This is a genomic window from Pandoraea pnomenusa (assembly GCF_000767615.3).
GTDB classification, from domain to species: domain Bacteria; phylum Pseudomonadota; class Gammaproteobacteria; order Burkholderiales; family Burkholderiaceae; genus Pandoraea; species Pandoraea pnomenusa.
On record NZ_CP009553.3, the window covers coordinates 3,694,037 to 3,719,770 of the forward strand.

Consider the following 25,734-nt stretch of genomic DNA (forward strand, 5'->3'; position numbering starts at 1 on the left):
GCATGAGCACATCCGCTTCGCTCAACGCCACCGCGTACGAGGCCCTGAAGGCGCGCATCGTGCGCGGCGAGTTGCGCCCCGGCGCCCCGCTCTCGGAGCGCGCGCTGTGCGACGCGCTGGCCGTATCGCGCACGCCGCTGCGCGAGGCGCTCAAGCGGCTGGCGAACGAAGGGCTCGTGGAGATATCGGAAACACGCCGCGCCCGGGTGGCGCGCGTGAGTGTGGACGAGGTGGTGAATCTGCTTGCGGTCATGGCCGTGCTCGAAGGCCTGTCGGGCGAGCAGGCGTGCGAGAAGGCGACGGACGCCGACCTCGACGAACTGGCGCGGTTACAGTCGGCCATGGAGTCGGCCTACGCGCGCACCGACCACGCGGCGTATTTTTCACTGAACCAGCAGATTCACCTGAGCATTCTGCGCATGGCGGACAACGCGCCGCTCGCCGAATATTTCCACAATCTCAATGCACGGCTTCGGCACGTGCGCGAGCGCCTGACGCCAACGCCGGAGCGCTGGCGTCAGGCCGTGGACGAACATGCGGAAATGCTCGCGTTGCTGCGTCGGCGCGACGGCAAGCGATTGCGGACCTTGATGGAAGCGCACTTGCGCAGCAAGACCGACGCGTACGTTGCGGCGATGCTCAACGAGGGATTGGTGAGTATGCGTCGGCCCGCCTGATACCCGGCAAGCGCGCGCCGATCAGGCGGCGGCGCGCCTGTTGGCGAGCACGGTGGCGCACTTGGCCTTGAGGTGCGCGCGCAGCAGACGCCCGAGCGCCGCCCCGTCGCGCCGATGCAGCGCGTCGAGCATGGCGACGTGCTCGTCGATGGCCCGCTCCCATTTTCCGGCGTGCAGGTTCGAACCGAACCGCAGCGCCTGCAGGCGGCCATTCACCGACTGATACATCTGGGTGAGCGACGGATTCCGCGCGGCGGCATTGATGCGATCGTGAATGCGTTGGTTGCAGTCGAAATAGCCGGACAGATCGCCATTGGCGTGGCAGGCATCCATCGCGCCATGCAATTCCTGTATCTCGTCGACTTCGGCCTGTGTGATGCGCTCGCAGGCCAGTTCGCCCGCGAGCGCTTCGAGCCCACTGAGCAACTCAAAGGCGTCGGCGATGTCCGACGACGAGAGCATGACGACACGCGCGCCGCGATTGGGCAGCAACTCGATGAGCCGCTCCACGGCCAGCATCTTGAGTGCCTCGCGCAACGGCGTGCGCGAGACGCCAAGATGTTCGCAGAGCGCGCGTTCGTTCAGGTGGGCGCCGGGCGGCAGCATGCCCTCGGTAATCATTCTGCGAAGACGATCCATCACAGCCAGATGCAACGCGCGTCGGCTAATGGGTTGCGACGCGTCGTCCGGCGGGTGGACGGCGGGATCTCGTAGGGCGTTCAGGGTCACGGAGTGCATAGGCTCGGCCAGGTCGTTCGCTTGAAGGGAAGGTCATCGACTGCACGCACTGCACTTTCGCGGGCCACGGCGCTCACGACCGCTGCCATGCCGCACGAAATATTACGAAATATTACGAAGTCTGATTCTCGCAGATCAGCGCCACTTTGACTATGTTAGGTGGTGTTTTCACTGAGTACGCAACAGTTCGCTGCAGTGCGCAATATCGCCGCGATCTTGTATAGGATGTGGGGCAATGTGCTGCCGACGCACGGCCGTTTCGGCCTCACGCAACCCCAAATTCCGGAGACACCGCCCATGTTCGATACTTCCCCCGCCGTCGAATCGCTCGCACAGTTGCTGGCCGACACGCGCCGCGGCGACACGCCCATTGCAACGGCGCCGGCCGCATGGCTGCCGGTCGACACCAATGCGGCCTACGCGGTGCAATTGCGCACGCTGGATCTGCTCGGCGAGACGATTGCCGCGTGGAAAGTCGGCGCGAAATCGCCGATGGACGTGCACAATTGCGCGCCGATTCCCGCGTCGGTGGTCAGCGAGGCTGGCGGCGCGCTGGCGCTCGGCAACTTTTTTCGTCCCGGGCTGGAACTGGAGATCGCGTTTCGACTGGCGCGCGACATCAAGCCGGGGCGCTATGACGAACGCGACGCGCTGCTCTTTGTTGGTGAAACGCTGACCACCATTGAGATCACCGACAGCCGCTTCGCCCAGACCGGACTGGACAGTCGCTTCGCGCTTGCCGATCTGCAGAACAATGGCGCGCTGGTCGTTGGCAGCGGTCGCGACTACACGGGCTCGCTCGAATACATGAAGCCGAAGCTGTCGTTCACGCTCGACGGCGCCGCGATCACGCCAATGCGCGCGGGACACAACACCGGCGGCGATCCGCGCGAATTGTTCACGTGGCTCGTGAACCACAATGGCAAGCGCGGCATCACCATGCGCGCCGGCGCGATCGTGACTTGCGGCTCCTACGTCGGGATGATTCCGGCGAGCGGCCCCGGTCTGCTGCGCGGCACCATCGACGGGATCGGCGAGGTCTCGGTCACCCTGACGTAACTTACATAACCCTGGCGCGCCTCGGCGCCAGGCATGCTCGGAAGTCTGACGCGACCGGGCTTCAATGCCCGGCGCGAGCGTCGACGCCCGCCAGCATCGTCGGGGCAAGCAGCGCGATCGGCACGATGCAGAGCAGACCGGCACCCAACGCGAACGGCAGACTGACGCCGTGCGCCATTGCCCCGATCACGACCGGTCCCACGAGCAATCCGAGATAGGCCAGGCGTGCCATGACGGCGATCGCCTCGGCACTCGCCATGCCGCCCGCGCGCGCCGCTTCGCCCGACGCCGCGAACATGACCGGCATGACGTTCGAGAGTCCGAGCCCCGCGAGCGCGAAGCCGGCAACGGCAGCCGCCGGGACTCGCCAGAGCAGCGCCATCAACACTCCGCCCACGCAAACCAGACTGCTCACGCGCAACAGGCGCGCCCCACCCATGCGGGCGCGCACGGGGTCGCCCCCGAAGCGGCCACCGGCCATGCCGAGTGAGAACGCGGCGTAGCCGGCGCCGATCCAGGCGCCCTGCGCCGACACCACCTCGCGCATGTACACGGCGGTCCAGTCGTACATGGCGCCCTCGACCACGAGGCCGAGAAACGCGAGAATGCCGAAGCCGGTGAGCCTTCGGTGCAACTTGCGACGCGCCGCCTCGTCGAGCACGGGCAGCGGCGTGCGCGCCACGGGCGTATCACCCGACTTGCCTGCGTCGACCGGCGCCTCGCCAGGCAGCATGTCCGGTTGGAGATAGCGTGCGCCGACCACCATCACGAGAGCGCACGCCAATGCGGCAAGACCGACGTGCCACTGCGGCGAGCCCTGATGCGCGAGCCACGCGCCGCCGACCATCGCGCCGGACATGCCGCCGAGGCTGAAGCAGCCATGCAACGACGCCATGATCGGTTTGCGGTAACGCGCTTCGAGCGTCGCGGCCTGTGCGTTGACGGCCACGTCGTACGTGGCGTTCGCCGCGCCGTAGAGCGCGAGCCAGCCCACGAGGCCCCAGTAGTTCGGCATCGACAGAATGAATGCGCTCGTGAGCGCGAGCGCGATGCCCGATTGCAGACTCGCCCGGCGGCTGCCCGCGCGCCCGACCCAGCGCGCCATGCGCGACATGGTCAGGAGCGCGCCGCCGGCGACCGCGAACATCGCCACCGACAGGTTCGCATCGTTCAGGTCGAACATGGCCTTCACCGTGGGGACGTGCACGCCCCATGTCGCATACAGGAAACCGCTGCAAAACAGCAAGGCCATCGTCGCCGCGCGCGCAGGCCAAAAGCCCCCGCGTGGCTTCGTCGTGTCAGAAGTCATGGGAATCGCAAGAAGAACCGGAAAGACGCGGCAGAGAACACTGCGTTGTCGTGAGAGAAGAACCGTGAGGCAGCCCCGGCGCGATGCGGAACTCGTTGAGGCGAATTCTAACGCACTCTGCGTGACATTGCCGTGCACTGCCACATGAATGGAAACGCGTGGGGAGAACGCCGGCCGCCGCGTCGCGACGGCCGATGGATTACCAGGCGGACAGCTTGCGCAACAATTCGCCGAGCGACCAGATGGCGTCATCCGGACGATCCGCCGCATGACTCGCCGCGAACGCCATGACTTCGGGTACACCACAGCCATGCGGCGTATCGAAGCGCACGCCCAGATCGCACAGCTTGACGACCAGCGCCTCGAACGCCGGCCAATGCGCGCGCCCGCCGCCGTCGCGCGCCGCCATGACCGAGAGCACCAACGCTCGCCCGACGCTCAGCCCATCGCGACCGCACAGTCGCGGGTCGGCGCCAAGGCTCAACAACATGCGCACCACCGCGGCCGTATCGTCGCGCAACCTGGGGTCGGTGCGGCCCGCGATACGCACGATTGTCGACGGATTACCGCCATGCAGCGTCGCCGCGCCCGCTTTCGCATACAGGATGGGCGGATACCCGCGCGCGTCCCGCGCGTTGACATCCACGCCATGGCAGGCCAGCAACCCGAGCGTGGAAATATCCCCGTGGATGGCCGCGTAATGCAACGCACGCGCCTCCGGCAAGACAGGCACCGCGTCGCCAGCCACCGCGCAAGCATGGGGCGACGGCACATTGGGATCGAACCCCAGCGACAACATGATGTCGACGGCCGCCGCCGGCATGCCGTGGCGCATCGCGAACAGCAGAACGGGCTCGCCGGTAAATGTCGTCATCAGCCGTTGCGCCTGCGGATTGCGCGGCAGCAGATCGAGCAAAGCCCGCCCCAGGAAAGGGTTGCGAGGCTCGCCGGACACGGGATCGAGCCGCAACGCCCGTGCCGCCAGCATGACCGCCCCGCGCCAGATCGGCTCGTCGAAGGGCCATTGGCGGTAGCCCGCCAGTTGCAATACGCGAAGCGCACGGCAAGCGTCGCGCGCCCCGACGTCGTCGACCGAGGTTGCCGCCTGCGCCCACCACGTCGCGAGCGGAGACGGCGATGCACCGAACTCGACGAGCGCTTCCATGATCGCGTCCTCGGGCGCTTCCTGGAGCAGGTCGCACAGATCATGCGCGGCTTCCTCCGACAGCCCGGCGTCTCGCAGCAGGTCGATGCCGATCCGGTCGGCCGGCAGCAGGATTACCTCCCGCAAGGCCAGTTGCTCGTGCTCGCCGACCAACGCCCGCCCGGCCGGGTCGCGGGCCAGCAGCGGTTCGAGAAACGCCGCAATCTTGCCCGCGGGCATTACGGCCGCCGAACGCAGTGCGGCGCGCTGCGTGCTCGACGGCGGCAACGCCGCGAATTGCCAGCGCAGGTGCGCCACGTCCGATTGCCAGAGCTGGCAACAGGCCTCGCGGTCGAATGCCGGCGCGCATGCCTGCGCAGGGTACGTCCGCGTATCGTCTTGATGTGACGCCGCATCGGCGATGGGGGCGAGGCCCGGGGGTGTGGGAGAAGAAGGCGGTGCGGCAGGCGCGGAAGATCCGGATGACGCTGATGGCGCGCAAGGCGGCAGGGAAGGAAACATCGAACACTCCTGATCGGGGAACGAAGCCCCGGGTCACGGCACAACCTGCCGTACCCGGTGCCGGAAGGGGGCTCTGAGGCATCCTAGGCATCGGCGCGGCAGCGCATCTTGGCAATGCGACGTTGCGCTGTGGGGAGTGGTCGCCGGCCCGCGATGTCGTGACCGTCGGGACAGGCGTCGAGGGGCGGGAGCGCACGGCGGCGAAGACTTATCCACCGTTTTTGTTCACAAAGCTGTGGACAACGAACTGCGCAGTGCCGCCAACCGCTTGATCGGAAAGGTAATTTCGCTCAAAGGCATCAGGCGCGGGCACACGTGGGCAGATCACCCTGCCCGCGCCCCCGCTTATCCACAGATTTTGTGTTCAAGTCTGTGGACAAGTACTCGAGGAATCGATGCAAGTGCTTGATTCGAATCGCGGATTCATTCGGTCGAGGTGGTCTGGGCAGCCACCTCGCGCGCCGCCGTCATCGCAAATCCCTTGTTGCGCTCGCGCACGACACGGTGGATCAGTTCCCAAACGGTGTGCGCCACCGGCGAGAGCGAGCGGTTCTTGCGCCGCACGAGCACGATGTTGCGCTCGAACGCCGGCAGCAGCGGACGCACGGCCAGCGTCGAGTTCTCGGGCAACGGCAATGCCAGCGGCGGCAGGACGCTCACGCCGAGGCCCTCCTGCACCATGCGGAAAATGGTGCTCACGTGACCGAGCTCCTGCGTGATGTTGCCCTGGACCTTTTGCGTCGTGAGCGCGCGGTCGATCAGCGGCCGGCTGCCCGAGCTCTGATTGAGCAGCACGAGGTTTTCGCCAGACAGTTCCGACCAGTGCACCGCGCCCTGCTCCGCGAGCGGATGATCGCTTCGGCACACCAGGCAGAACGGCTCGCTCATCAGGTGTTCGGTCGTGAGATCGTCAGCCCCCTGCGGGGCGACCACGATGCCGAAGTCGACGTCGCCAGCCCGCACGCTGTCGAGCACCGCCCGCTGCATCTGGTCCACGAGCGCGAGCGCAATGTCGGGATACGTCGCCTGCGATGCCAGCAGCACACGCGGCAGGAGCGTGGCGGAAATCGTCGGTGCCGCGCCAATGCGCACGCGGCCCGTGGTGCGCGCTTCGGCGCCATGCGTTTGCAGCAACGCGATTTCGAGCTCGTCGAGCACGCGATCGAGGCTGCTCGCGAGGGTGATGCCGGCGTCGGTCAACGCGACTTCGCGCGTCGTGCGATCGACCAGACGCAGGCCAAGCTGACCTTCGAGTTCGTTGATACAGCGACTGATGGCCGGTTGTGTCAGACCGATCTCGGCGCCTGCGCGGCTGAAGTTCTTGCTGCGCGCCACGACCATGAAGACCTTGAGTTGTCTCAGCGATACGTTCATGTGCTAGTGCCCTGCGAGGAAGTGAGCCAACGAGCCATCGGAATGACTCCGGCGCGCCGCACAGCGCGGCGCGCCCCTTACGCGTCAAACGTTGCCTGCCGCCGCTTCAGGCGATCAGGCGGCCGCCTTGACCATCTCCTCGACGACCTTCTTCGCGTCGCCGAATACCATCATGGTCTTGTCGAGATAGAACAGGTCATTGTCCAGACCGGCGTAGCCGGCGGCCATCGAGCGCTTGTTCACGATGATCGTCTTGGCCTTGTAGGCCTCGAGAATCGGCATGCCCGCGATCGGGGACTGCGGATCGTTCTTCGCGGCAGGGTTCACCACGTCGTTCGCTCCGAGCACCAGCACTACGTCGGTCTGGCCGAACTCGCCGTTGATCTCGTCCATCTCGAGCACCTGGTCGTACGGCACCTCGGCCTCGGCCAGCAGCACGTTCATGTGCCCCGGCATGCGGCCCGCGACCGGGTGAATCGCGTAGCGCACGCTCACGCCCTTCTCCACCAGCTTGTCGGTCAGCTCCTTGAGAGCGTGCTGGGCCCGTGCCACGGCGAGGCCGTATCCCGGCACGATCACCAGCGATTCGGCGTTGCTCATGAGGAACGCGGCGTCGTCGGGCGAGCCCGACTTGACCGGGCGTTGCTGCTGCTCGCCACCCGCGGCGCCGGCGCCGGCCTGCGCACCGAAGCCGCCCAGGATCACGTTGAAAAACGAGCGATTCATCGCGCGGCACATGATGTACGAGAGAATCGCGCCCGAGGACCCCACCAGCGATCCCGCGATGATGAGCATCGGGTTGTTCAGCGAGAAGCCGATCCCCGCGGCCGCCCAGCCCGAGTACGAGTTCAGCATCGACACGACCACCGGCATGTCCGCGCCGCCGATCGGGATGATGATGAGCACGCCGAGCACGAAGGCGATGGCCGTCATGATGACGAACGGCGTCCAGCTCTGCGAGGCGAAGAAGGCGATGCCGAAGCCGAGCATCGCGATGGCCAGCGCCAGGTTCACCATGTGCTGGCCCTTGAATACCACCGGCGCACCCTGGAACAGTCGGAACTTGTACTTGCCCGAGAGCTTGCCGAAGGCGATGACCGAGCCCGAGAACGTGATCGCGCCCACGAACGTGCCGATGAACAGCTCGATGCGGTTGCCCGGCGGCAGCAGCGTCTCGCCGGCCGGCACGATGCCGAACGCGGCCGGTTCCGCCACGGCGGCCACCGCGATGCACACGGCCGCCAGACCGATCAGCGAGTGCATTGCCGCGACCAGCTCCGGCATCTTCGTCATCTCGACCTTGCGGGCGACGAATGCGCCGATGCCGCCACCGACGACCAGCCCAGCCAGAATCAGGCCGAGGCCCGAGAAATTGCCGTTCGAGAGCTTACGCAACTCGAAGATCAGCGCCACGGTGGTCAGCGCGGCGATCGTCATGCCGATCATGCCGAAGGCATTGCCCCGGCGCGCCATCTTTGGATTCGACAGGCCCTTGAGCGCCTGAATGAAACAGATCGACGCGACCAGGTACAACAGCGTCACAAGATTCATGCTCATGTCAGTGCGCTCCCTTTGCCGCGGCTTCGTCGTTGGCCGCCGTCTTCGCCGGGGCCTTGTCCTTTTTCTTGAACATCTCCAGCATGCGCTGCGTGACGAGGAAGCCCCCGAACACGTTCACCGCGGCCAGCGCCACGGCGACCACGCCCATCGTCTTGCCGAGCGCGCCTTCAGTGAGGCCCGCCGCCAGCATGGCCCCCACGATCACGATGGCCGAGATCGCATTGGTCACCGCCATGAGCGGCGTGTGCAGCGCCGGCGTGACGTTCCACACCACGTGATAGCCGACGTACACCGCCAGCACGAAGATGATCAGATTGATCACCGTGTGATTGATCATTTCCATGATGTCCGCTCCCCCTTAAGCCGCACGCAGCACTTGACCGTCGCGGCACATCAGGCACGCGCTGACGATGTCGTCGTTGGTATCGATGACGAGCTTGCCTTCCTTGTCGATCACCAGCTTCAGGAAGTCGAGCACGTTACGCGCGTACAGCGCGGACGCATCGGCCGCAACCATGCCCGCCAGATTGGTGTAGCCGGCGATGGTCACGCCGTGGACCTTGACGACTTCGTCGGCCACCGACAGCGGGCAGTTGCCGCCGCCGTTCGCGCCGCGTCCGGCCGCCAGATCGATGATCACCGAGCCGGGCTTCATGGCCTTGACGGTGTCTTCGGCGATCAGCGTGGGCGCCGCGCGCCCCGGGATCAGGGCGGTGGAGATCACGATGTCGGCCTGCGTGAGGCGCGTGTGCACCAGCTGGGCCTGACGCGCGAGCCATGCGGCGGGCATCGGGCGCGCGTAGCCGCCCACGCCCTTGGCGATCTCGCGCTCTTCGTCGGTCTCGAACGGCACGTCGATGAACTTGGCGCCGAGCGATTCGATCTGCTCGCGCACGGCCGGGCGCACATCCGAGGCTTCGATCACGGCGCCCAGGCGCTTGGCGGTGGCGATCGCCTGCAAGCCCGCCACACCGGCGCCGAGCACGACCAGGCGCGCCGCCTTCACGGTGCCCGCGGCCGTCATGAGCATCGGCATGAAGCGTTGATAGAGGTTGGCCGCGAGCATCACGGCCTTGTAGCCGGCGATGTTGGCCTGCGAGGACAAGACGTCCATGCTTTGCGCACGCGTGGTGCGCGGCGCGGCCTCCAGGGCGAAGCCGACGATACCGGCCGCGGCCATGCGCGCGTTGTTCTCGGCATCGAAAGGATTGAGCATGCCGACCACGACGCTGCCGCGCGGAATCTGTGCGACTTCCGCGATCGACGGTGCACGTACCTTGAGCACGAGTTCGGCGCCAAGGGCGTCGGCCGCGCTGCCGCTCGAGGCACCGGCCGCGACGTAGGCCGCATCGGGTACGCTCGCCGCCTCGCCGGCGCCATGCTCCACGGTGACGCGATGTCCCGCGCCCACCAGTTTCTTCACCGTTTCCGGTGTGGCCGCGACGCGGGATTCGCCGCCAGCCGTCTCCTTTGGAATGCCAATATGCATAGTTATTATCTCGGGGTCTGAGCCCCTGTCGTGTTGTGAAACTCAGGCCGCGGCGGCTCGCGGTGCCAGCATCGAACGCCCTTCATTGGCGGCTTCGAAGCAACGCACCTTGGTGCAATGAATCAGATCGCAAAGGAACTCCGGTTCGTAGGCACGCAGCAGGTGCGGCTGATGGCCATCGAGGTAAGCCCCGATCAACACCAGCTCGGCCATGCGCAGCGCCTGCGCCGAAGCGCCCTCGAGATACGCCAGCGGCAAATCCTGATTACCCGTGGTGTGCAGCAAGCGGGTGTACGTGTGGTTATCCCAATACCAGTCCAGACCCAGTTCAACGAATGCGTTGTTGAACGCGTGCAGATGCGCGTCGGCAACCGGTGCCAGGGCGGCGGGTTTGATATGCGTTTCGATGACAGACATGATGGTGTTCTCCCAGAATCAGTGTTCGTCTTCGCAGTCCCGCGCTCGCCTGGCATGACGCGTCACCGACGCTTTGCTGTCACACCACCTTCATCCGGGCTGCCATTGCAGATTACGCAGCCCGACGTATAAAAGACAGTTAAAGTTAATTATGCAAACCATCTACGATTACTTATACTTCCCCAGGTACACCAAGGCCCTGCAAGTCGCTGTGCGATCTTGCCTGCCCGGCCCTCCCCGACCGACTTCCTGGAAGCACGCCGCATGAGACACGCCACGCTCCGCCAACTGAAAGTCTTCGAAGCCGTGGCGCGCCATCTGAGCTTTTCGCGCGCCGCCGAAGAACTGCACCTCACCCAACCGGCTGTCTCCACGCAGGTCAAGCAACTCGAGACACACGCCGGTCTGCCGCTTTTCGAGCAACTGGGCAAGAAGATCTTCCTCACCCCGGCGGGCAGCGAAATGCTTCACTACAGCCGCGCGATCATTGCGCTCTTTCGCGAGACCGAAGAGGCGATGGACCACCTCAAGGGCATTACGGGCGGCAAGCTGAACGTGGCCGTGATCAGCGCGGGGGACTACTTCTTTCCCCGTCTGCTCGCCGCGTTCACCGCGCGCCATCCCGGCGTAACGCTCAACCTCACCGTGCACAACCGTGAGGAACTGCTGCATCAACTCACCGAAAACCTCACCGACCTGGCGGTGATGGTGCGCCCGCCTCACGAAATCGATACGATCAACGAGGCTTTCGCACCGCACCCCTATGTCATCGTGGCGCCGCCCGGCCACGCGCTGGCCGATCAACGCCAGATTCCGTTCTCTCGTCTCACGCAAGAACCGTTCATCAGCCGCGAGCGTGGCTCCGACACCTGGAACTCCCTGCAGGATGCGTTCGGCGAGCGCACCCAGCAATTGAAGATCACGATGGAAATCGCCAGCACGGAGACCATCAAGCAGGCGGTCGTGGCGGGCATGGGCATCAGCTTTCTGTCGGCCCACACCGTCGGCATGGAATTGCGGACCGGCCAACTGACGGTGCTCGACGTGAAGGGCTTTCCCGCATGGCAGAGCTGGTACGTCGTGCACCGTCGCAGCAAACGGCTGCCGCCCGTGGCGCTCGCGTTTCGTCAGTTCCTCCTCGACGAGGGCGCCATGCTCATCGACGGCATGATGGCCTACAAGAGCCCGGTGCCGCCGCCCGCCGTGAGCGCCGACGGCGAACATGGCGATCGCTTGCATCGCTGATGCCGGTGGCCTGACGCAACGTCAGGTCAGAATGAAAAAGGGCGATCGACTCAGGCCATTGCCACCCCGGCCGACCACCGTGAAATCGGTTGCGGATCTGCCGCGCGTCAGCCCATGCGGTTGGCCAGCGTGCCCAGACCGTCGATGCTCACTTCCACCAGTGCGCCCTCTTTCATCGAGCCCACACCAATGGACGTGCCCACCGCGATCACATCGCCCGGCAGCAGCGTCATGTCCTGCGACAAGCGCGCAACGAGCTGCCACGGATTGAAGATCATGTCGGCGAGCGGGTAGCGCTGTCGCTCCGTGCCGTCGAGGCGAGTAACGAGTTCGGCTTCGCGCCAGTCGAAGTCCTGCGCGATGACCGGCCCCAGGCAGCCGAACGTGTCGAAGCCCTTGGCACGTGTCCACTGCGCGAAGTTGCCGTCCTGTTCGATGATTTCAGCGGCGGTCACGTCGTTGACCAGCGTGTAGCCGAGAATGTGATCGCGCGCGGCCTCCTCGCTCACGTGACTCGCCGTCTTGCCGATTACCACGCCCAGTTCGCCCTCGAAAACGATCTTGCCGGCATACGACGCGGGACGCCGAATCACCGCGCCGGGCCCGTTGAGCGTGGTCGCAGGCTTGATGAGAAACAGCGGATGCGACGGCGCGGCCTTGCCGAGCTTCGCGCCGAGCGCGTGGAAGTTGTTCCACAGCGCCACGATCTTGCTCGGCTCGCAGGGACACAGCAGGTCGACCGCATCGCGCGCGAGCGTCGCCCCCGTCGCGATCGGTGTGTCGTAGAGACTGCCGCGATGCTCGAGAATCTGATCGTCCTGCAGCAGGCCAAAGCCGATGCGCCCATGCGCGGTCTTGAAGCGGGTCCAGAGTTTCATGTGTTTGCCATTCCTTTAGCGGCCCGGCCGCACGGCAGCGTTCGCCGTGCGCGCGCCGGACACGATGTCTCGGTGTCATGCACATCCGTCTCGTGCAGACGCTCGTGCGCGTGCCGCGCGGCTCAGACCGCGCCGACTTCGCGCAGCGCGGCGATCTGCTGCGCGCTGTAGCCGAATTCGGAGAGCACGTCGTCGGTGTGTTCGCCGAGCAGCGGCGAGCGCTCCACGTGCGTGGGGCTGGCCGAGAGCTTGATCGGGTTGCCGACGGTGAGGTACTTGCCGCGCGTCGGGTGATCGACTTCCACGATGGTCCCCGTCTCGCGCAGCGACATGTCTTCGGCGATTTCCTTCATCGACAGAATCGGCCCGCACGGAATGTCGTACTGGTTGAGAATGCCCATGACCTCGAACTTCGATTTCGTCATGGTCCATTGCTCGATCGTGTCGAAGATCTCGCGCAGTCGCGGCAGACGCGCGCGCGGCGTCGCATAGTCCGGATGCTCGACCCACTCCGGCTTGCCGATCACCTTGCAGATCGAACCCCACACCGGGGCCTGCGTGATGAAATAGATGTAGGCGTTGGGATCGGTCTCCCAGCCCTTGCACTTGAGAATCCAGCCGGGCTGGCCGCCGCCCGAGGCATTGCCGGCGCGCGGCACCGCGTCGCCGAACTGGCCGTTCGGGTACTGCGGATACTCTTCCATGACCCGCGTGCGCTCCAGGCGCTGCTGATCGCGCAGCTTCACACGGCAAAGATTGAGCACGCCATCCTGCATGGCGGTCAGCACGCGCTGGCCCTCGCCGGTCATCGTGCGCTGATACAGCGCCGTCACGATGCCCAGCGCGAGGTGCAGCCCGGTACCGGAGTCGCCGATCTGCGCCCCCGTGACCATCGGCGGGCCGTCGTCGAAACCCGTCGTCGATGCGGCACCGCCCACGCATTGCGCCACGTTCTCGTAGACCTTGCAATCCTCGTACGGACCCGGGCCGAAGCCCTTGACCGAGGCCACGATCATGCGCGGGTTGAGCGAATGGATGTGCTCCCACGTGAAGCCCATGCGATCCAGGGCCCCGGGGGCGAAGTTCTCCACCAGCACGTCGCAGTCGCGAATCATGCGCTCGAGCACCGCCTTGCCCTCCGGGTGCTTGGTGTCGAGCGTGATCGAGCGCTTGTTGCTGTTGAGCATGGTGAAGTACAGGCTGTCCGCGTCGGGGATGTCGCGCAATTGGTCGCGCGTGACATCGCCGTGTCCGGCCCGTTCGATCTTGATCACGTCGGCGCCGAACCATGCCAGCAATTGCGTACACGTGGGTCCCGACTGCACGTGGGTGAAGTCGAGTATGCGCACACCTTCAAGTGCTTTGCCCATGGTGGTTTGTCTCCTCCTGATGCGACGTCGTTTATGTGATCGGTGCGCGAGACATGCCGGCATGCGGACGGGGAAACACGTCAGCGCCGGGAGTCTCGCCGGAGTCGACGATGCGCGTCGCCTCTTTGGGCGCCATTCACATCGCTGTCCGTTTGTTGTGATATACGGTATTTCATACACGATATTTTATCAACGGCTTTTTGTTGCCGATGTGCTTTGCTGTGTTGCGGGGTAATCATGCAAAAATGTCCGCCAACCCCGTGAATACACGGGGATCCGCATTGCAGCATGTTCCATTGGACACCCGGGTTCTACGGGTTTACAGGCATGCACTGGACAGCTGAAACCGGACGAATTGATGCAGACCACGTTGATGACGCCTTGAATATATTGAATACAAAATACATAAAGGTAGCTTTGCTCAACGACCACCGTCTTGAAATGGAAAAAGCACCGATGTGCGACATCCCTTTCGGATGTCGCGCATCGGTGCTTCTTGAAATCAGCGTCGGCGCGCGCCGTGCGCGCCTGCGATGAACCTTACCCTGCCGTGGCAGCCACCTTGGCTTCGAGTTCGGCGATGCGCTTGCGCAGTTGACGATCCTCCTGGAAACGCGTGGTCTCGTCGCGAATCACGGCCACGATGCCGGTGACGTCCCCCCCCGCACCATGCAACAGCGCAACGGTGAAGGCGATCGACATCGCCCGGCCGTCCTTGTGCGCGGCCGGGACCTTGAGCAGGTCGCTGCCGTATTTGGTCTGCCCCGTCTGCATGGTCTTCGCGTAGCCCTCGTTGTGACGTGCGCGCAGACGGTCGGGGATGATGATGTCGAGCGGTTGTCCGACGGCCTCGTCCGCCGAGAAACCGAACATCTTCTCCGCCCCGGAATTCCACAGCGTGATGATGTTGTTCGGGTCGGCAACGACGATGGCGTCGCCCACCACCTGCACCAATTGATTGACGTCGACGGATGCGCTCATGATGTCTCCAGGACGATTGTAGGGATGGCAAAAGACAGGTTTCGGCGGGTTCGAACGGCCGCCAAACATGCCAATAAATTACATCAATTAAAGGACAATCCGGTCCCGAAAATAAAAATGGGTGCGCGCGCCGTTCGGCGCCGCACCCATGAACACGCTTGACCTGTTTGCCTCGCATCGTCGCACGGCACGCGCCCGCTCCGCCGGAAGACGGATCCGGCGCGCGCGATGCGACGGATGCGGCGGCGGCGAGCCGCCGCCCGTTGTCAGACGGAACGCGATGCGTGCAGATTGGCGATCTGATCCTTGCTGTAGCCCAGCTCGGACAGAATCTCGTCGGTGTGCTCACCGAGCAGCGGCGAACCCGTGATTTCCGGCTTCAGGCCCGAGAACTTGATCGGGCTGCCGACGGTGAGATACGAGCCACGCTGCTTGTGCGGCACTTCGACGATCGTGCCCGACGCGCGCAGCGACGGATCGTTCGCGATTTCCTTCATCGACAGCACCGGTGCGCACGGAATGTCGAACTTGCGCAGGATGTCGACCGCTTCGTACTTCGTCTTGTCGGCCAGCCAGGCTTCGATGGTCGCGAAGATATCGAAGATGTGCGGCTGACGAGCCTGCGCGGTGTTGTAGTTCGGATCGTCGATCCATTCCGGCTTGCCGATGGCGCGGCAGATCGGCTCCCACGCGTGGCCCTGAATCGTGAAGTAGATGTATGCGTTCGGGTCCGTCTCCCAGCCCTTGCACTTGAGCACCCAGCCCGGCTGGCCGCCGCCGCCGGCGTTGCCGCCACGCGGCACCACGTCGGTGAATTCGCCATGCGGGTACTGCGGATACTCTTCGAGGTAGCCGACACGGTCCAGACGCTGTTGGTCGCGCAGCTTCACGCGGCACAGGTTGATGACCGAATCCTGCATCGAGACGGCGACCTTCTGGCCACGTCCCGTCTGGCCACGACCGATGAGTGCCGTGAGAATGCCGATGGCCAGGTGCATGCCGGTATTGCTGTCGCCCAGGGCTGCGGCCGACACCGTCGGGGGGCCGTCCCAGAAGCCGGTCGTCGAGGCGGCGCCGCCAGCGCACTGGGCCACGTTCTCGTACACCTTCAGGTCGTCGTAGTGGTGACCGTCCGAGAAGCCCTTGACCGACGCCACGATCAGCTTCGGATTCAGTTCGTTCAGTCGCTCCCACGTGAAGCCCATGCGGTCCAGGGCGCCCGGGGCGAAGTTCTCGACGAGCACGTCAGATTCCTTGACCAGCTTCTCGAGCACTTCCTTGCCTTCCGGCGTTTTCGTATCCAGGGTCAACGAGCGCTTGTTGCTGTTGAGCATCGTGAAGTACAAGGCATCGGCGTCGGGGATGTCGCGCAACTGGTTGCGCGTGACGTCGCCCGAACCCGGGCGCTCGACCTTGATCACGTCCGCGCCGAACCATGCCAGCAGCTGGGTACAGGCCGGGCCCGCTTGCACGTGCGTGAAGTCGATGATCTTGATGCCTTCGAGGGGTTTGCTCATGTGATGTCTCCTAAATTGACTCGGATTACTTTTTCATCGCCGCGCTTTGCGGATTCAGGTTCGTCAGACGGCCGCTTTCCGTACCGGCGGCTTCGTCGATGACGGCATTGATGAGCGTCGGCTTGCCCGAAGCGATCGACGCCTCGAGTGCCTTGGTCAGTTCTTCCGGCGTGGTGACGTGATAGCCGATGCCGCCGAAGGCTTCGATCATCTTGTCGTAGCGTGCGTCCTTCACGAACACGGTCGGGGCCACGTCCTTGCCGCCCGTCGGGTTCACGTCGGTGCCGCGGTAGACGCCGTTGTTATTGAAGATGACGGTGGTGACCGGCAGCTCGTAACGGCAAATCGTCTCGAGCTCCATGCCGCTGAAACCGAACGCGCTGTCGCCTTCGATCGCCACGACAGGCAGGCCGCTCGTCACGGCCGCGCCGATGGCGAAGCCCATGCCGATGCCCATCACGCCCCACGTACCCGAGTCGAAGCGCTTGCGCGGCTGGTACTGGTCGATGATGCTGCGTGCGTAGTCGAGCGTGTTCGCGCCTTCGTTCACCAGGTTGATGTCCGGGTGCTTCTTGAGCACGTCGCGAATGGCACCCAGCGCGCTGTGGAAATTCATCGGCGACGGGTTCTGCGCCAGGGTGGCCGCCATCTTCGCGAGGTTCTTGTTCTTGCGCTCGGCAATCGCGCCCGTCCACTCGGACGAAGGCTTCGGGAAGCTGGCGTCGATGCCGCCGAGCAGCGCCGAGACGCACGAACCGATGTCGCCGATCACCGGCGCGGCGATCGCCACGTTGCTGTCGATTTCCGTCGGCGAGATGTCGATCTGCACGAACTTCTTCGGCGCCGAGCCCCAGGTCTTGCCCTTGCCGTGCGCAAGCAGCCAGTTCAGGCGGGCGCCGATCAGCACGACGACGTCGGCCTCTTGCAGCACGAACGAGCGCGCGGCGGCAGCCGATTGCTCGTGCGTGTCCGGCAGCAGGCCCTTGGCCATCGACATCGGCAGGTACGGAATGCCGGTCTTCTCGATCAGCGCGCGGATGTCGGCGTCGGCCTGCGCGTACGAAGCGCCCTTGCCCAACAGGATCAGCGGACGCTTGGCACCCTTGATCACGTCGAGTGCGCGTGCCACGGCATCCGGTGCCGGGATCTGGCGCGGTGCGGCGTCGATCACGCGAATGAGCGATTCCTTGGCCTTCTTGGCGTCGATGGTCTGGGCCAGCAGCTTGGCCGGCAGATCCAGATACACGCCGCCCGGACGGCCGGACACGGCAGCGCGAATGGCGCGGGCCAGGCCCACGCCGATGTCTTCGGCGTGCAGCACGCGGTAGGCCGCCTTGCAATACGGCTTGGCCGCATTGAGCTGATCCATTTCCTCGTAGTCGCCCTGTTGCAGGTCGACGATTTCGCGCTCGCTCGAACCGCTGATGAGAATCATCGGGAAGCAGTTCGTCGTGGCGTTGGCGAGTGCCGTCAGGCCATTCAGAAAGCCCGGTGCGGACACCGTCAGGCAGATACCCGGCTTCTGCGTCATGTAGCCGGCGATGGCCGCGGCGTGGCCCGCATGCTGTTCGTGGCGGAAGCCGATGAAGCGCATGCCTTCGGCTTGTGCAAGACGTGCAAGGTCCGTGATGGGAATGCCCACCAGACCGAAGATGGTGTCGATGTCGTTCGCTTTGAGAGCATCGATGACCAGATGGAAGCCATCGGTCGTTTCTGCCTCGGACACGATGTTCGCGTGTCGGCTACTGTCTTTGAGCGTGTCGCCCGCGGTGTCGTTTTCCGCCTTGCCGACTGGCACGGTCATCGCAATGGACATAATTCTCTCCTCCAATTTTTCCGGTTTCAGTGTTGCGTCGTCTTGTCTGACGATTAGTGGGTGTTCCTGTACAGCTTCTCTACTTGCTCATCCGGTCGTGCAACCGGGCCCGGGAGGACCCGGATTGCACGCCGGTCAAACATTTCGCTAATCCATTCAGCCAGGCTGCTTCTCGGTGCCTTGCTTACGTGGTGCTGCGGCTCAGGTCCGCGGGCTTCACGATCGTCTCGCCGGATTGCTCCCGGTAGTCGTTGGCGTAACGCTGTGCCAGACGAGCCCGCATCGGCTTGAGGACGAACAGGGCGAGGAAGGCGGCAAAGGCGTTCATGGCGCAAGCAATCATGAACACGGCCTGCCAGCTCCCGGTCGACGAGGTGATGATGCTCGAGAAGGGCACCAGCAATGCGGCGGTCCCCTTCGCCGTGTACAGCATCCCCGCGTTGGTCGCGGCGTACTTCGAGCCATACGTGTCGGCGCACGTTGCCGGGAACAGGCTGTAGATTTCGCCCCAGGCAAAGAACACCAGGCCGGTCAGGATCACGAAGGCCACCGGGTGCTGGCCGAACTTCGCCAGCGCGTAGATCCCCGCGGCTTCCATCGCGAATGCGATGAACATCGTGTTTTCACGACCGATCTTGTCCGAGATCCAGCCGAACACCGGACGCGTCACCCCGTTGAGCACACGGTCGATAGCCAGTGCGAAGGTGAGTGCGGGCAGCGTGAGGCCGAGAATCGACACCGGCGCCTGATCCAGACCGTAGTCCTTGGCGATCGGGCCGAGTTGGGCCGTCGCCATCAGACCGCCGGCAGCCATCAGCACGAACATCAGGTACATCATCCAGAACACGGGCGAGCGCATGACTTCCGTCGGCTTGGCGTTGTAGCGCATGGCGCCCGGAGCCAGCTTCTTGAGCGCTTCGATCGATGCCGGCGGGTTGGCGAGCGCCAGACCAAGCACCAGCACGATGATCCCCTGCCCCAGACCGAAGGTCAGGAACGTGTTCTCATAGCCGCTCGACTTGATCATGTTGGCGATCGGTACCACGGTCAGCGCCGAACCTGCACCGAAACCGGCAGCCGTCAGGCCCGCGGCAAGACCGCGACGATCCGGGAACCACTTCAGCGCGTTGCCCACGCAGGTGCCATACACCGCACCGGCGCCGACACCGCCGACCGCCGCCGCGAAATACAGCATCGGCAGCGACGACGCATAGGCGTTCAAGACCCATGCCACGCCGCACAGCAAACCGCCGCCCACCACGACCGGGCGCGGACCGAACTTGTCGACCAGATACCCTTCGATCGGCACGAGCCAGGTTTCGGTCACGACGAAAATCGTGAATGCCACCTGAATGGCCGTGCGGCCCCAGTGATACTTCTCGTCGATCGGGTTGACGAACAGCGTCCACCCGTACTGCAAGTTGGCGATCATCGCCATGCAAATCACGCCGAACACGAGCTGAACCCAAGGGCTCGCGAACACGGATTGCTTACCGTGTTGATTAGTCGTCTCCACTTGTACCTCCTCCATCGGTTTCCAGTTGTTTGGCAGCTTCACAACAACAACACCTTCCGGATGGGGTCTGTGCCCCCTGGGTATGCTTTACGAGGTCTTTGCCTCGTCGACTTGTCTCTGATGCCTACGGGAGTCCATTGCGTTTTCCCGTAAATATACCGAACGAAATATACGATATATCAGATATAAGTCAACACTAATTTATTGCTGTCCTCGTTTTTCCCCTCGCGTGCCGAAGTCGTTTTCGTCCATTGCATCGACAACAACTCCGGCACGCGAGGCACTGTTCTAAGTGGCGGCTAGATACAGTAACGCCACTGTAGGACGAAGCGCCGCAACAACGCAATGCGAAAACACTAAGGAGTTAACCCGATCCCAGGGGCTTGTCCAACAAGGCGCTCCGCCCTTTTACATCGGGCTCCTTGGCAATTTTTAAAACGAGCACAAGACGATATTTTTGATAGTTTATTTCACAAGAACACGAACGACCCGTGGCCTCCCGTCGTCTGTAACACACCGTAATAATTCACTCATTCGACGCCTGACACGAATCCGTGCCCGCATTTCATTGCCGTTGGGCTCACAGATCGACTGCCCCGATTTTCGGCCATCTGCGGGGAAACCATGAGGGCAATTCGCCCGCGAATGCTTGGCGCTACCCGCTATGTGATATACGATATACAACATTTGGTATTAGTAGAAATTAGAACAACAAAACGGCCCATACCAGGCCCAGGTTTCGATTGACCTTTGGAGGGAGAGACTTCATGAAGATTTGCATCTATGGCGCCGGCGCCATCGGCGGCTATCTGGGCGTGCAACTCGCGCGTGCCGGAGCCGAAGTCAGTCTGGTTGCACGTGGCCCGCATCTGGCGGCCATGCGCGAGAACGGACTCAAGCTGCTGATCGATGGCGAAGAGCGCGTCGCCCAGTTGCGATGCACGGACGACCCGCGAGAACTGGGCCCGCAGGACTACGTGATCATCGCCCTCAAGGCGCACTCGGTACCGTCCGTCCTCGACGCGATGCAACCGTTGCTCGGCCCGGACACCGCCGTGGTCACCGCCGTCAATGGCATCCCCTATTGGTATTTCTACAAGCACGGCGGCGCGCTCGAAGGCACGACGCTCGAGAGCATCGATCCGGGTGGCCGCCAATGGCGCGAGCTTGGCCCGGAGCGCGCGATCGGCTGCGTCGTCTATCCGGCAACGGAAGTCGTCGCACCCGGTGTGATTCAGCACGTGTACGGCACGAAGTTCCCGCTGGGTGAAGCCAGTGGTGAGCGTACCGAGCGCGTGGAGAAGCTCTCGCAAATGATGGCCGCCGGCGGACTCGATGCGCCGATTCGCGACAACATCCGTGACGAGATCTGGCTCAAGCTCTGGGGCAATCTCTGCTTCAATCCGATTTCCGCCCTCACACACGGCACGCTGGACATCATCGCCAGCGATCCGGGCACGCGCGCCGTGGCCAAGGCCATGATGCTCGAAGCCAAGGCGATTGGCGACAAGTTCGGCGTGCATTTCCGGGTCGACGTGGAGCGGCGCATCAACGGCGCCGGCGCTGTAGGCGCGCACAAGACGTCGATGCTCCAGGACCTCGAGCGCGGTCGCGCCATGGAAATCGATCCGCTCGTGTCCGTCGTGCAGGAGATGGGGCGACTGGCGAACGTGCCGACACCGACGCTCGACGTCGTACTCGCCCTGATCAAGCAGCGCGAATTCATGACGCAACCGGATGCGGTCGCCGCCGCGCAGGAACGTCTTGCCGCCAAAGCCGCCTGAGCATGATCCAGGGCAGCCGACGCGCGTTGCTTTAATGAAACAGTCGCGGGCGGGGCACCGATCGTGTCCCGCTTGCACGGTCTCCCTATATATATAGGCAGCACGATGGACGCGAACGGCGTGGGATGCGTTGCCGGGTGCCCCAGCCGTTGCCCGCAATTGCCCATAGGTGCCGCCGCCGGGTCCCGGTCGCGGCCGATTTTTTGCCCGATCGATAGCCCTGCGCCACACAATCGAGGCCATCGTCGACACGGGCGGACGCGAACAAGAAGTGGGACGCCACGATGTGGCTTCGCGGCAACGCAATAACGTACGTTTGCACCACCCCGGACGTTTCGCCTCGCATGAAGGAAACCGCGCGCGAGCACCGCGTCCCGAAATTTGCACCAACGCAAGCCGGACGGAGATCCAAGGAGGTTAGCTGCCATTATCGAGTCACTGATGACTATCGGAAAAAGAGACAAATTTGGACGGCAGGAACGTCCAGTGACCTGAAGAACGTCCCGAAAAATGATGAATTTTGATATTCGGTATGTGGTATATCTTGAGACTTGTTGCGTTGCGACATACAATGCAAAGCAAGTTCTCCCCCACATTGGCTTACCGTTCAACGTTCATCAGGAGCTTCATCATGTTGGTCACTGTACTTACTCTGCTTGCCTTGGCTTCCGCCCTCGCCGCCGGTGTTGCGATGGTTCACCTCTTCGTCGCGCTGCCGGCCTCGATGCTCGAAAAGGCCGAAACCAACGGTCGTTTCGCGTACCTGCCGGAAACCACGCAGGCAAACGAATCGGGTAAACTCGTCACGAAGCCGGCAACCATCGTGGGGCAGCAAGCATTGCGCCTCTGAAGGGGCCGTAATACCTAGGAGACTATTGCATGTCCCTGATCACCCCAACTCCGGCACGCGTGACTCCGCTCGTGCTGGAGCCGATCGACACGACCACGAGCTTTCGCAATCAGGCATATGCGCTGCTGAAAAAAGCGATCGCCGATGCCGATATCTATAACCAGAAAGAAGAAATTCGCCTGGATGAGCGTCAGCTCATCCAGGTGCTCGGCGTTTCGCGCACACCGATTCGCGAAGCCATGACGTTGCTGGAGCAGGAAGGCTTTCTCCGCACGGTCCCGCGACGCGGCATCTTCATCATCCGCAAGACCAAACGCGAAATCGTCGAAATGATCCAGATGTGGGCAGCCCTGGAGGGCATGTCCGCGCGGCTCGCCACGCTGAACGCGAGCGACGAGGAGATCGCCAAGCTGCGCCATCTCTTCGACGAGTTCGTGAACGCACCGCCGACCGACCACATTGAAGAGTATTCGGACGCGAACATCGACTTCCACCAGGCGCTGATCAATCTCGGCGGTTCGCAGGCCATCGCCAATACGATCAAGAACCTGTTCATTCACGTGCGCGCCATTCGCAAGGTGACGATTGCACAGAATGACCGGGCCGCCCGCTCCATTGTCGACCACCTGAAAATCATCACGGCGCTCGAGAAGCGGGACACCGAACTGGCCGAGAAGCTCGCACGCGATCACACGCTGGGGCTGGCCGCGTTCGTCGAAGAGCACTGCGACTTCCTCGAGTAATGCTGCCGACGTACGCCGCCAGGTCTCCGGCGACGTCCGTTCGACAAAAGGCCGGCGACATGCACATGTCGCCGGCCTTTTCCTTTTCCTTTTCCTTTTCCTTTTCCTTTTCCTTTTCCTTTTCCTTTTCCTTTTCCTTTTCCTTTTCCTTTTCCTTTTCCTTTTCCTTTTCCTTTTCCTTTTCCTTTTCCTTTTCCGTCTCCTTTTCGTTCCCGACGTCCGTCCTCGGCCTTCTCGCCGCTGCGCCTGCGCTTGTCCCCCGCCCCTGCCCGGCATCCCGCCTGTCCACTCCCGCGTTTCCCGAACTGCGGTAGCCGGCGCGGCACCCTCACCCGGCACATATGCATGGCGACGCCGAATTACGGGTAAACGATCCCGCCAAAGCCGGTCCGAATCTATTGCACGTATACCGTATATCATATATCGTGTTTCACATACTGACGCTTCGGCACCGGTACCAAGAGTTGACGAAGTAAGCAACGGGCGAGAGACCGAACCCGTGCGGCATATGGTGGGGGCTATGTGCCGCACGCTCGTCCGGCGCCGCGCTGATCGCTAGACCCGAGCAGCGTCGCCGGATGTGACCATTGGGTCTCTCGCCCCGGGGCAGGACAAGAACAGATAACCCAACACCCTAGGGCGCACCGTTCCCCACGGCGTGCCAAACAGGAGACATCAGCCATGCGCGAGGCTTTTTCCGTCGCGACGGTACAAGCGATTCTGGACGCCCATGCAGCTCAGGAAGGCCCCCTTCTGCCGATCCTCCATGACGTTCAGGAAGCTTTCGGCTTCGTTCCCCCCGATGCCGTGCCCGTCATTGCCAACGCCCTGAACCTGTCCCGCGCCGAAGTGCATGGCGTGATCACGTTCTATCACCACTTCCGCACCAGCCCGCCGCCGCGCCACGTCGTGCAGATTTGCCGCGCCGAGGCGTGCCAGAGCATGGGGGCCGACGCCCTGGTCGCGCACGCCGAACGCGTGCTCGGCTGTGCGATGCACGGCCACAGCGGCGATGTTGCGCTCGAGCCTGTGTTCTGCCTGGGCCAGTGCGCCACGTCGCCGGCCATCACGATCGACGACAAGCTGCACGCGCGCGTCACTCCCGAGAAATTCGACCGCCTGGTCGCCCGCGCCAAGGATGCCGTATGAGCCAAGCCACCCATTCCGCCAAGGCCCCGGTGCGCCTTTATCTCCCGCGTGACTCCGCCGCCCTCGCACTGGGCGCCGACGAAGTCGCCGACGCCATCCGTGCGCAGGCCGCCAAGCGCGGCATCGAGATCGAACTCGTGCGCAACGGCACGCGCGGCATGCTCTGGCTCGAACCGCTGCTCGAAGTCGAGACGCCGGCCGGACGCGTTGCCTACGGTCCGGTGGAAGTCGATGACGTCGCCGGTCTGTTCGACGCCAACGTCACCGCCGGCGGCGATCATCCGCTCGCGTTGGGTCTGACCGAAGCGATCCCCTATCTCAAGAAGCAGGAACGTCTGACGTTCGCCCGCGTGGGCGTGACCGATCCGGTTTCTGTCGACGACTACGTCGCCCACGACGGCTACAAGGGACTGCGCAACGCACTCGCCATGGACGGCGCGGCCATCGTCGCGCAAGTCACCGAATCGGGGCTGCGCGGCCGTGGCGGCGCGGCGTTCCCGACCGGCATCAAGTGGAAGACCGTGCTCAACACGCCCGCCGACCAGAAGTACATCGTCTGCAATGCGGACGAAGGCGACTCGGGCACGTTCGCCGATCGCATGCTCATGGAGGGCGACCCGCTCGTGCTCGTCGAGGGCATGACGATCGCGGGCATCGCCGTGGGCGCCACGCGCGGCTACATCTACGTGCGCAGCGAGTATCCGCATTCCATCGAAGTGCTCAACGAGGCGATTGCCAATGCCGTGAGCGCGGGTTACCTCGGCGAGAACATCCTGGGCTCGGGCCAGACCTTCCATCTCGAAGTTCGCAAGGCCGCAGGCGCGTACGTCTGCGGCGAGGAAACGGCGCTGCTCGAGAGCCTGGAAGGCAAGCGCGGCGTGGTTCGCGCCAAGCCGCCGCTGCCCGCCATCGAGGGGCTGTTCGGTCGACCGACGGTCATCAACAACGTGATCTCGCTCGCGTCGGTGCCGATCATCATGGATCGCGGCGCCGAGTTCTACAAAAACTTCGGCATGGGACGCTCGCGCGGCACGCTGCCGATTCAGCTCGCCGGCAACATCAAGTACGGTGGCCTCATCGAAAAGGCCTTCGGCGTGACGCTGCGCGAGATCCTTTACGACTACGGCGGCGGCGCCATCACCGGGCGCCCGCTGCGCGCTGTCCAGGTCGGAGGCCCGCTCGGCTCCTACCTGCCGGAATCGCAATGGGACACGCCGCTCGACTATGAAGCGTTCGCGGCGCTGTGGGCGGTGCTCGGACACGGCGGCATCGTGGCCCACGACGACACCGTGGACCTGGCCAAACTCGCCCGTTACGCGATGGAGTTCTGCACCATCGAATCGTGCGGCAAGTGCACGCCGTGCCGCATCGGCTCGACACGCGGCGTCGAAGTGATGGACCGGATCATCGACGGACGCGACCGCCCGAAACAAATCAAGTTGCTGCGCGACCTGTGCGACACCATGCTCGCCGGTTCGCTGTGCGCAATGGGCGGCATGACGCCCTACCCCGTGCTGTCCGCGCTGAACCATTTCCCGGAAGACTTCGGCGCGGCCGAACCGTCGAATCTGCCGACCAAGGCCGCCTAGGAGACCG

General features: G+C 63.8%; 23 protein-coding genes. 9 read left to right on the top strand and 14 right to left on the bottom strand.

Going from position 1 to position 25,734, the window contains the following annotated elements; translation table 11 throughout:
* Positions 1–2: 2 nt before the first annotated feature.
* Positions 3–677 carry a GntR family transcriptional regulator gene (locus LV28_RS40590; protein ID WP_023596906.1) on the top strand — a complete coding sequence of 225 codons (675 nt, stop codon included), beginning with the start codon at positions 3–5 and terminating at the stop codon, positions 675–677.
* 21 nt (positions 678–698) lie between these two features.
* Here LV28_RS40590 and LV28_RS40595 read toward each other — a convergent pair whose 3' ends face one another.
* On the bottom strand, positions 699–1,316 hold the full coding sequence (locus LV28_RS40595) for a GntR family transcriptional regulator (protein ID WP_223272125.1): 618 nt from the start codon (positions 1,314–1,316) through the stop codon (positions 699–701).
* Positions 1,317–1,574: 258 nt separating this feature from the next.
* Here LV28_RS40595 and LV28_RS40600 point away from each other — a divergent pair, with 258 nt between their 5' ends.
* Positions 1,575–2,474 (top strand): 2-keto-4-pentenoate hydratase, encoded by a 900-nt coding sequence (locus tag LV28_RS40600; RefSeq protein ID WP_155765758.1) that lies wholly within the window; start codon positions 1,575–1,577, stop codon positions 2,472–2,474.
* Between the two features lie 61 nt (positions 2,475–2,535).
* On the opposite strand, the gene LV28_RS40605 is transcribed toward LV28_RS40600, so the two are convergent.
* The 7 genes from LV28_RS40605 to LV28_RS40635 form a co-directional block, all read right to left on the bottom strand.
* On the bottom strand, positions 2,536–3,726 hold the full coding sequence (locus LV28_RS40605) for an MFS transporter (RefSeq protein ID WP_052167291.1): 1,191 nt from the start codon (positions 3,724–3,726) through the stop codon (positions 2,536–2,538).
* A 256-nt stretch (positions 3,727–3,982) separates the two neighbouring features.
* A complete protein-coding gene (locus LV28_RS40610) occupies positions 3,983–5,245 on the bottom strand; it encodes an ankyrin repeat domain-containing protein (protein WP_023596910.1) in 1,263 nt (420 codons plus the stop codon).
* 627 nt (positions 5,246–5,872) lie between these two features.
* The gene (locus LV28_RS40615) at positions 5,873–6,823 is read right to left on the bottom strand and encodes a LysR family transcriptional regulator (protein WP_023596911.1); all 951 of its coding nucleotides are present in this window, start codon (positions 6,821–6,823) and stop codon (positions 5,873–5,875) included.
* 114 nt (positions 6,824–6,937) lie between these two features.
* Complete coding sequence (locus LV28_RS40620) at positions 6,938–8,380, bottom strand: NAD(P)(+) transhydrogenase (Re/Si-specific) subunit beta (protein WP_023596912.1); 1,443 nt, start codon at positions 8,378–8,380, stop codon at positions 6,938–6,940.
* A 1-nt stretch (position 8,381) separates the two neighbouring features.
* The gene (locus LV28_RS40625; RefSeq protein WP_023596913.1) at positions 8,382–8,726 is read right to left on the bottom strand and encodes an NAD(P) transhydrogenase subunit alpha part 2; all 345 of its coding nucleotides are present in this window, start codon (positions 8,724–8,726) and stop codon (positions 8,382–8,384) included.
* A gap of 15 nt (positions 8,727–8,741) precedes the next feature.
* Complete coding sequence (locus LV28_RS40630) at positions 8,742–9,872, bottom strand: Re/Si-specific NAD(P)(+) transhydrogenase subunit alpha (protein WP_023596914.1); 1,131 nt, start codon at positions 9,870–9,872, stop codon at positions 8,742–8,744.
* Positions 9,873–9,914: 42 nt separating this feature from the next.
* A complete protein-coding gene (locus LV28_RS40635; RefSeq protein ID WP_023596915.1) occupies positions 9,915–10,289 on the bottom strand; it encodes an HAD family hydrolase in 375 nt (124 codons plus the stop codon).
* Positions 10,290–10,553: 264 nt separating this feature from the next.
* Between LV28_RS40635 and LV28_RS40640 the strand changes: the two genes are divergently transcribed.
* The gene (locus LV28_RS40640; RefSeq protein WP_048806568.1) at positions 10,554–11,534 is read left to right on the top strand and encodes a LysR family transcriptional regulator; all 981 of its coding nucleotides are present in this window, start codon (positions 10,554–10,556) and stop codon (positions 11,532–11,534) included.
* Between the two features lie 107 nt (positions 11,535–11,641).
* On the opposite strand, the gene LV28_RS40645 is transcribed toward LV28_RS40640, so the two are convergent.
* Positions 11,642–12,412 (bottom strand): fumarylacetoacetate hydrolase family protein, encoded by a 771-nt coding sequence (locus tag LV28_RS40645; protein WP_023596917.1) that lies wholly within the window; start codon positions 12,410–12,412, stop codon positions 11,642–11,644.
* A 122-nt stretch (positions 12,413–12,534) separates the two neighbouring features.
* Positions 12,535–13,782, bottom strand: a complete 1,248-nt coding sequence (frc, locus tag LV28_RS40650) for a formyl-CoA transferase (RefSeq protein ID WP_038620504.1) — start codon at positions 13,780–13,782, stop codon at positions 12,535–12,537.
* Positions 13,783–14,109: 327 nt separating this feature from the next.
* On the opposite strand from frc (LV28_RS40650), the gene LV28_RS48830 reads away from it, so the two are divergent.
* Positions 14,110–14,319, top strand: coding sequence for a hypothetical protein (locus LV28_RS48830; RefSeq protein ID WP_147291618.1), 210 nt, complete (start codon positions 14,110–14,112; stop codon positions 14,317–14,319).
* Positions 14,320–14,322: 3 nt separating this feature from the next.
* On the opposite strand, the gene LV28_RS40655 is transcribed toward LV28_RS48830, so the two are convergent.
* From LV28_RS40655 to oxlT, 4 genes are all read right to left on the bottom strand, one after another.
* Positions 14,323–14,763, bottom strand: coding sequence for a PAS domain-containing protein (locus tag LV28_RS40655; RefSeq protein ID WP_023596919.1), 441 nt, complete (start codon positions 14,761–14,763; stop codon positions 14,323–14,325).
* A 266-nt stretch (positions 14,764–15,029) separates the two neighbouring features.
* Positions 15,030–16,280 carry a formyl-CoA transferase gene (frc, locus tag LV28_RS40660; protein ID WP_023596920.1) on the bottom strand — a complete coding sequence of 417 codons (1,251 nt, stop codon included), beginning with the start codon at positions 16,278–16,280 and terminating at the stop codon, positions 15,030–15,032.
* A 25-nt stretch (positions 16,281–16,305) separates the two neighbouring features.
* The gene (gene oxc, locus LV28_RS40665) at positions 16,306–18,096 is read right to left on the bottom strand and encodes an oxalyl-CoA decarboxylase (protein WP_023596921.1); all 1,791 of its coding nucleotides are present in this window, start codon (positions 18,094–18,096) and stop codon (positions 16,306–16,308) included.
* Positions 18,097–18,280: 184 nt separating this feature from the next.
* Entirely contained in the window at positions 18,281–19,627 is a 1,347-nt protein-coding gene (gene oxlT, locus LV28_RS40670; protein WP_023596922.1) for an oxalate/formate MFS antiporter, read from the bottom strand.
* Positions 19,628–20,379: 752 nt separating this feature from the next.
* Here oxlT and LV28_RS40675 point away from each other — a divergent pair.
* The 5 genes from LV28_RS40675 to LV28_RS40690 all read left to right on the top strand — a co-directional run bounded on the left by LV28_RS40675 (position 20,380) and on the right by LV28_RS40690 (position 25,727).
* Positions 20,380–21,396 carry a 2-dehydropantoate 2-reductase gene (locus LV28_RS40675; protein WP_023873587.1) on the top strand — a complete coding sequence of 339 codons (1,017 nt, stop codon included), beginning with the start codon at positions 20,380–20,382 and terminating at the stop codon, positions 21,394–21,396.
* Between the two features lie 571 nt (positions 21,397–21,967).
* Entirely contained in the window at positions 21,968–22,246 is a 279-nt protein-coding gene (locus LV28_RS48835; RefSeq protein ID WP_145863291.1) for a hypothetical protein, read from the top strand.
* A gap of 29 nt (positions 22,247–22,275) precedes the next feature.
* On the top strand, positions 22,276–22,989 hold the full coding sequence (locus LV28_RS40680) for a GntR family transcriptional regulator (RefSeq protein WP_023596925.1): 714 nt from the start codon (positions 22,276–22,278) through the stop codon (positions 22,987–22,989).
* A gap of 681 nt (positions 22,990–23,670) precedes the next feature.
* A complete protein-coding gene (locus LV28_RS40685; protein ID WP_023596926.1) occupies positions 23,671–24,138 on the top strand; it encodes a formate dehydrogenase subunit gamma in 468 nt (155 codons plus the stop codon).
* Positions 24,135–25,727, top strand: coding sequence for a formate dehydrogenase beta subunit (locus LV28_RS40690; protein ID WP_038620501.1), 1,593 nt, complete (start codon positions 24,135–24,137; stop codon positions 25,725–25,727). The genes LV28_RS40685 and LV28_RS40690 overlap by 4 nt, the downstream gene beginning before the upstream one ends.
* The last annotated feature ends 7 nt before the right edge of the window (positions 25,728–25,734 follow it).

Excerpts from the sequence above, each read along its gene's own strand:
- LV28_RS40615 (WP_023596911.1), bottom strand. The coding sequence starts at position 6,823 with ATGAACGTATCGCTGAGACAACTCAAGGTCTTCATGGTCGTGGCGCGC.
- LV28_RS40675 (WP_023873587.1), top strand. The coding sequence starts at position 20,380 with ATGAAGATTTGCATCTATGGCGCCGGCGCCATCGGCGGCTATCTGGGC.
- LV28_RS48830 (WP_147291618.1), top strand. The coding sequence starts at position 14,110 with ATGCACTGGACAGCTGAAACCGGACGAATTGATGCAGACCACGTTGAT.
- LV28_RS40645 (WP_023596917.1), bottom strand. The coding sequence starts at position 12,412 with ATGAAACTCTGGACCCGCTTCAAGACCGCGCATGGGCGCATCGGCTTT.
- LV28_RS40690 (WP_038620501.1), top strand. The coding sequence starts at position 24,135 with ATGAGCCAAGCCACCCATTCCGCCAAGGCCCCGGTGCGCCTTTATCTC.
- frc (WP_023596920.1), bottom strand. The coding sequence starts at position 16,280 with ATGAGCAAACCCCTCGAAGGCATCAAGATCATCGACTTCACGCACGTG.
- LV28_RS40595 (WP_223272125.1), bottom strand. The coding sequence starts at position 1,316 with ATGGATCGTCTTCGCAGAATGATTACCGAGGGCATGCTGCCGCCCGGC.
- LV28_RS40590 (WP_023596906.1), top strand. The coding sequence starts at position 3 with ATGAGCACATCCGCTTCGCTCAACGCCACCGCGTACGAGGCCCTGAAG.
- frc (WP_038620504.1), bottom strand. The coding sequence starts at position 13,782 with ATGGGCAAAGCACTTGAAGGTGTGCGCATACTCGACTTCACCCACGTG.
- LV28_RS40685 (WP_023596926.1), top strand. The coding sequence starts at position 23,671 with ATGCGCGAGGCTTTTTCCGTCGCGACGGTACAAGCGATTCTGGACGCC.
- LV28_RS40655 (WP_023596919.1), bottom strand. The coding sequence starts at position 14,763 with ATGAGCGCATCCGTCGACGTCAATCAATTGGTGCAGGTGGTGGGCGAC.
- LV28_RS40630 (WP_023596914.1), bottom strand. The coding sequence starts at position 9,872 with ATGCATATTGGCATTCCAAAGGAGACGGCTGGCGGCGAATCCCGCGTC.
- oxc (WP_023596921.1), bottom strand. The coding sequence starts at position 18,096 with ATGTCCATTGCGATGACCGTGCCAGTCGGCAAGGCGGAAAACGACACC.
- LV28_RS40620 (WP_023596912.1), bottom strand. The coding sequence starts at position 8,380 with ATGAGCATGAATCTTGTGACGCTGTTGTACCTGGTCGCGTCGATCTGT.
- LV28_RS40605 (WP_052167291.1), bottom strand. The coding sequence starts at position 3,726 with ATGGCCTTGCTGTTTTGCAGCGGTTTCCTGTATGCGACATGGGGCGTG.
- LV28_RS40635 (WP_023596915.1), bottom strand. The coding sequence starts at position 10,289 with ATGTCTGTCATCGAAACGCATATCAAACCCGCCGCCCTGGCACCGGTT.
- LV28_RS48835 (WP_145863291.1), top strand. The coding sequence starts at position 21,968 with ATGCAAAGCAAGTTCTCCCCCACATTGGCTTACCGTTCAACGTTCATC.
- oxlT (WP_023596922.1), bottom strand. The coding sequence starts at position 19,627 with ATGGAGGAGGTACAAGTGGAGACGACTAATCAACACGGTAAGCAATCC.
- LV28_RS40640 (WP_048806568.1), top strand. The coding sequence starts at position 10,554 with ATGAGACACGCCACGCTCCGCCAACTGAAAGTCTTCGAAGCCGTGGCG.
- LV28_RS40625 (WP_023596913.1), bottom strand. The coding sequence starts at position 8,726 with ATGGAAATGATCAATCACACGGTGATCAATCTGATCATCTTCGTGCTG.
- LV28_RS40680 (WP_023596925.1), top strand. The coding sequence starts at position 22,276 with ATGTCCCTGATCACCCCAACTCCGGCACGCGTGACTCCGCTCGTGCTG.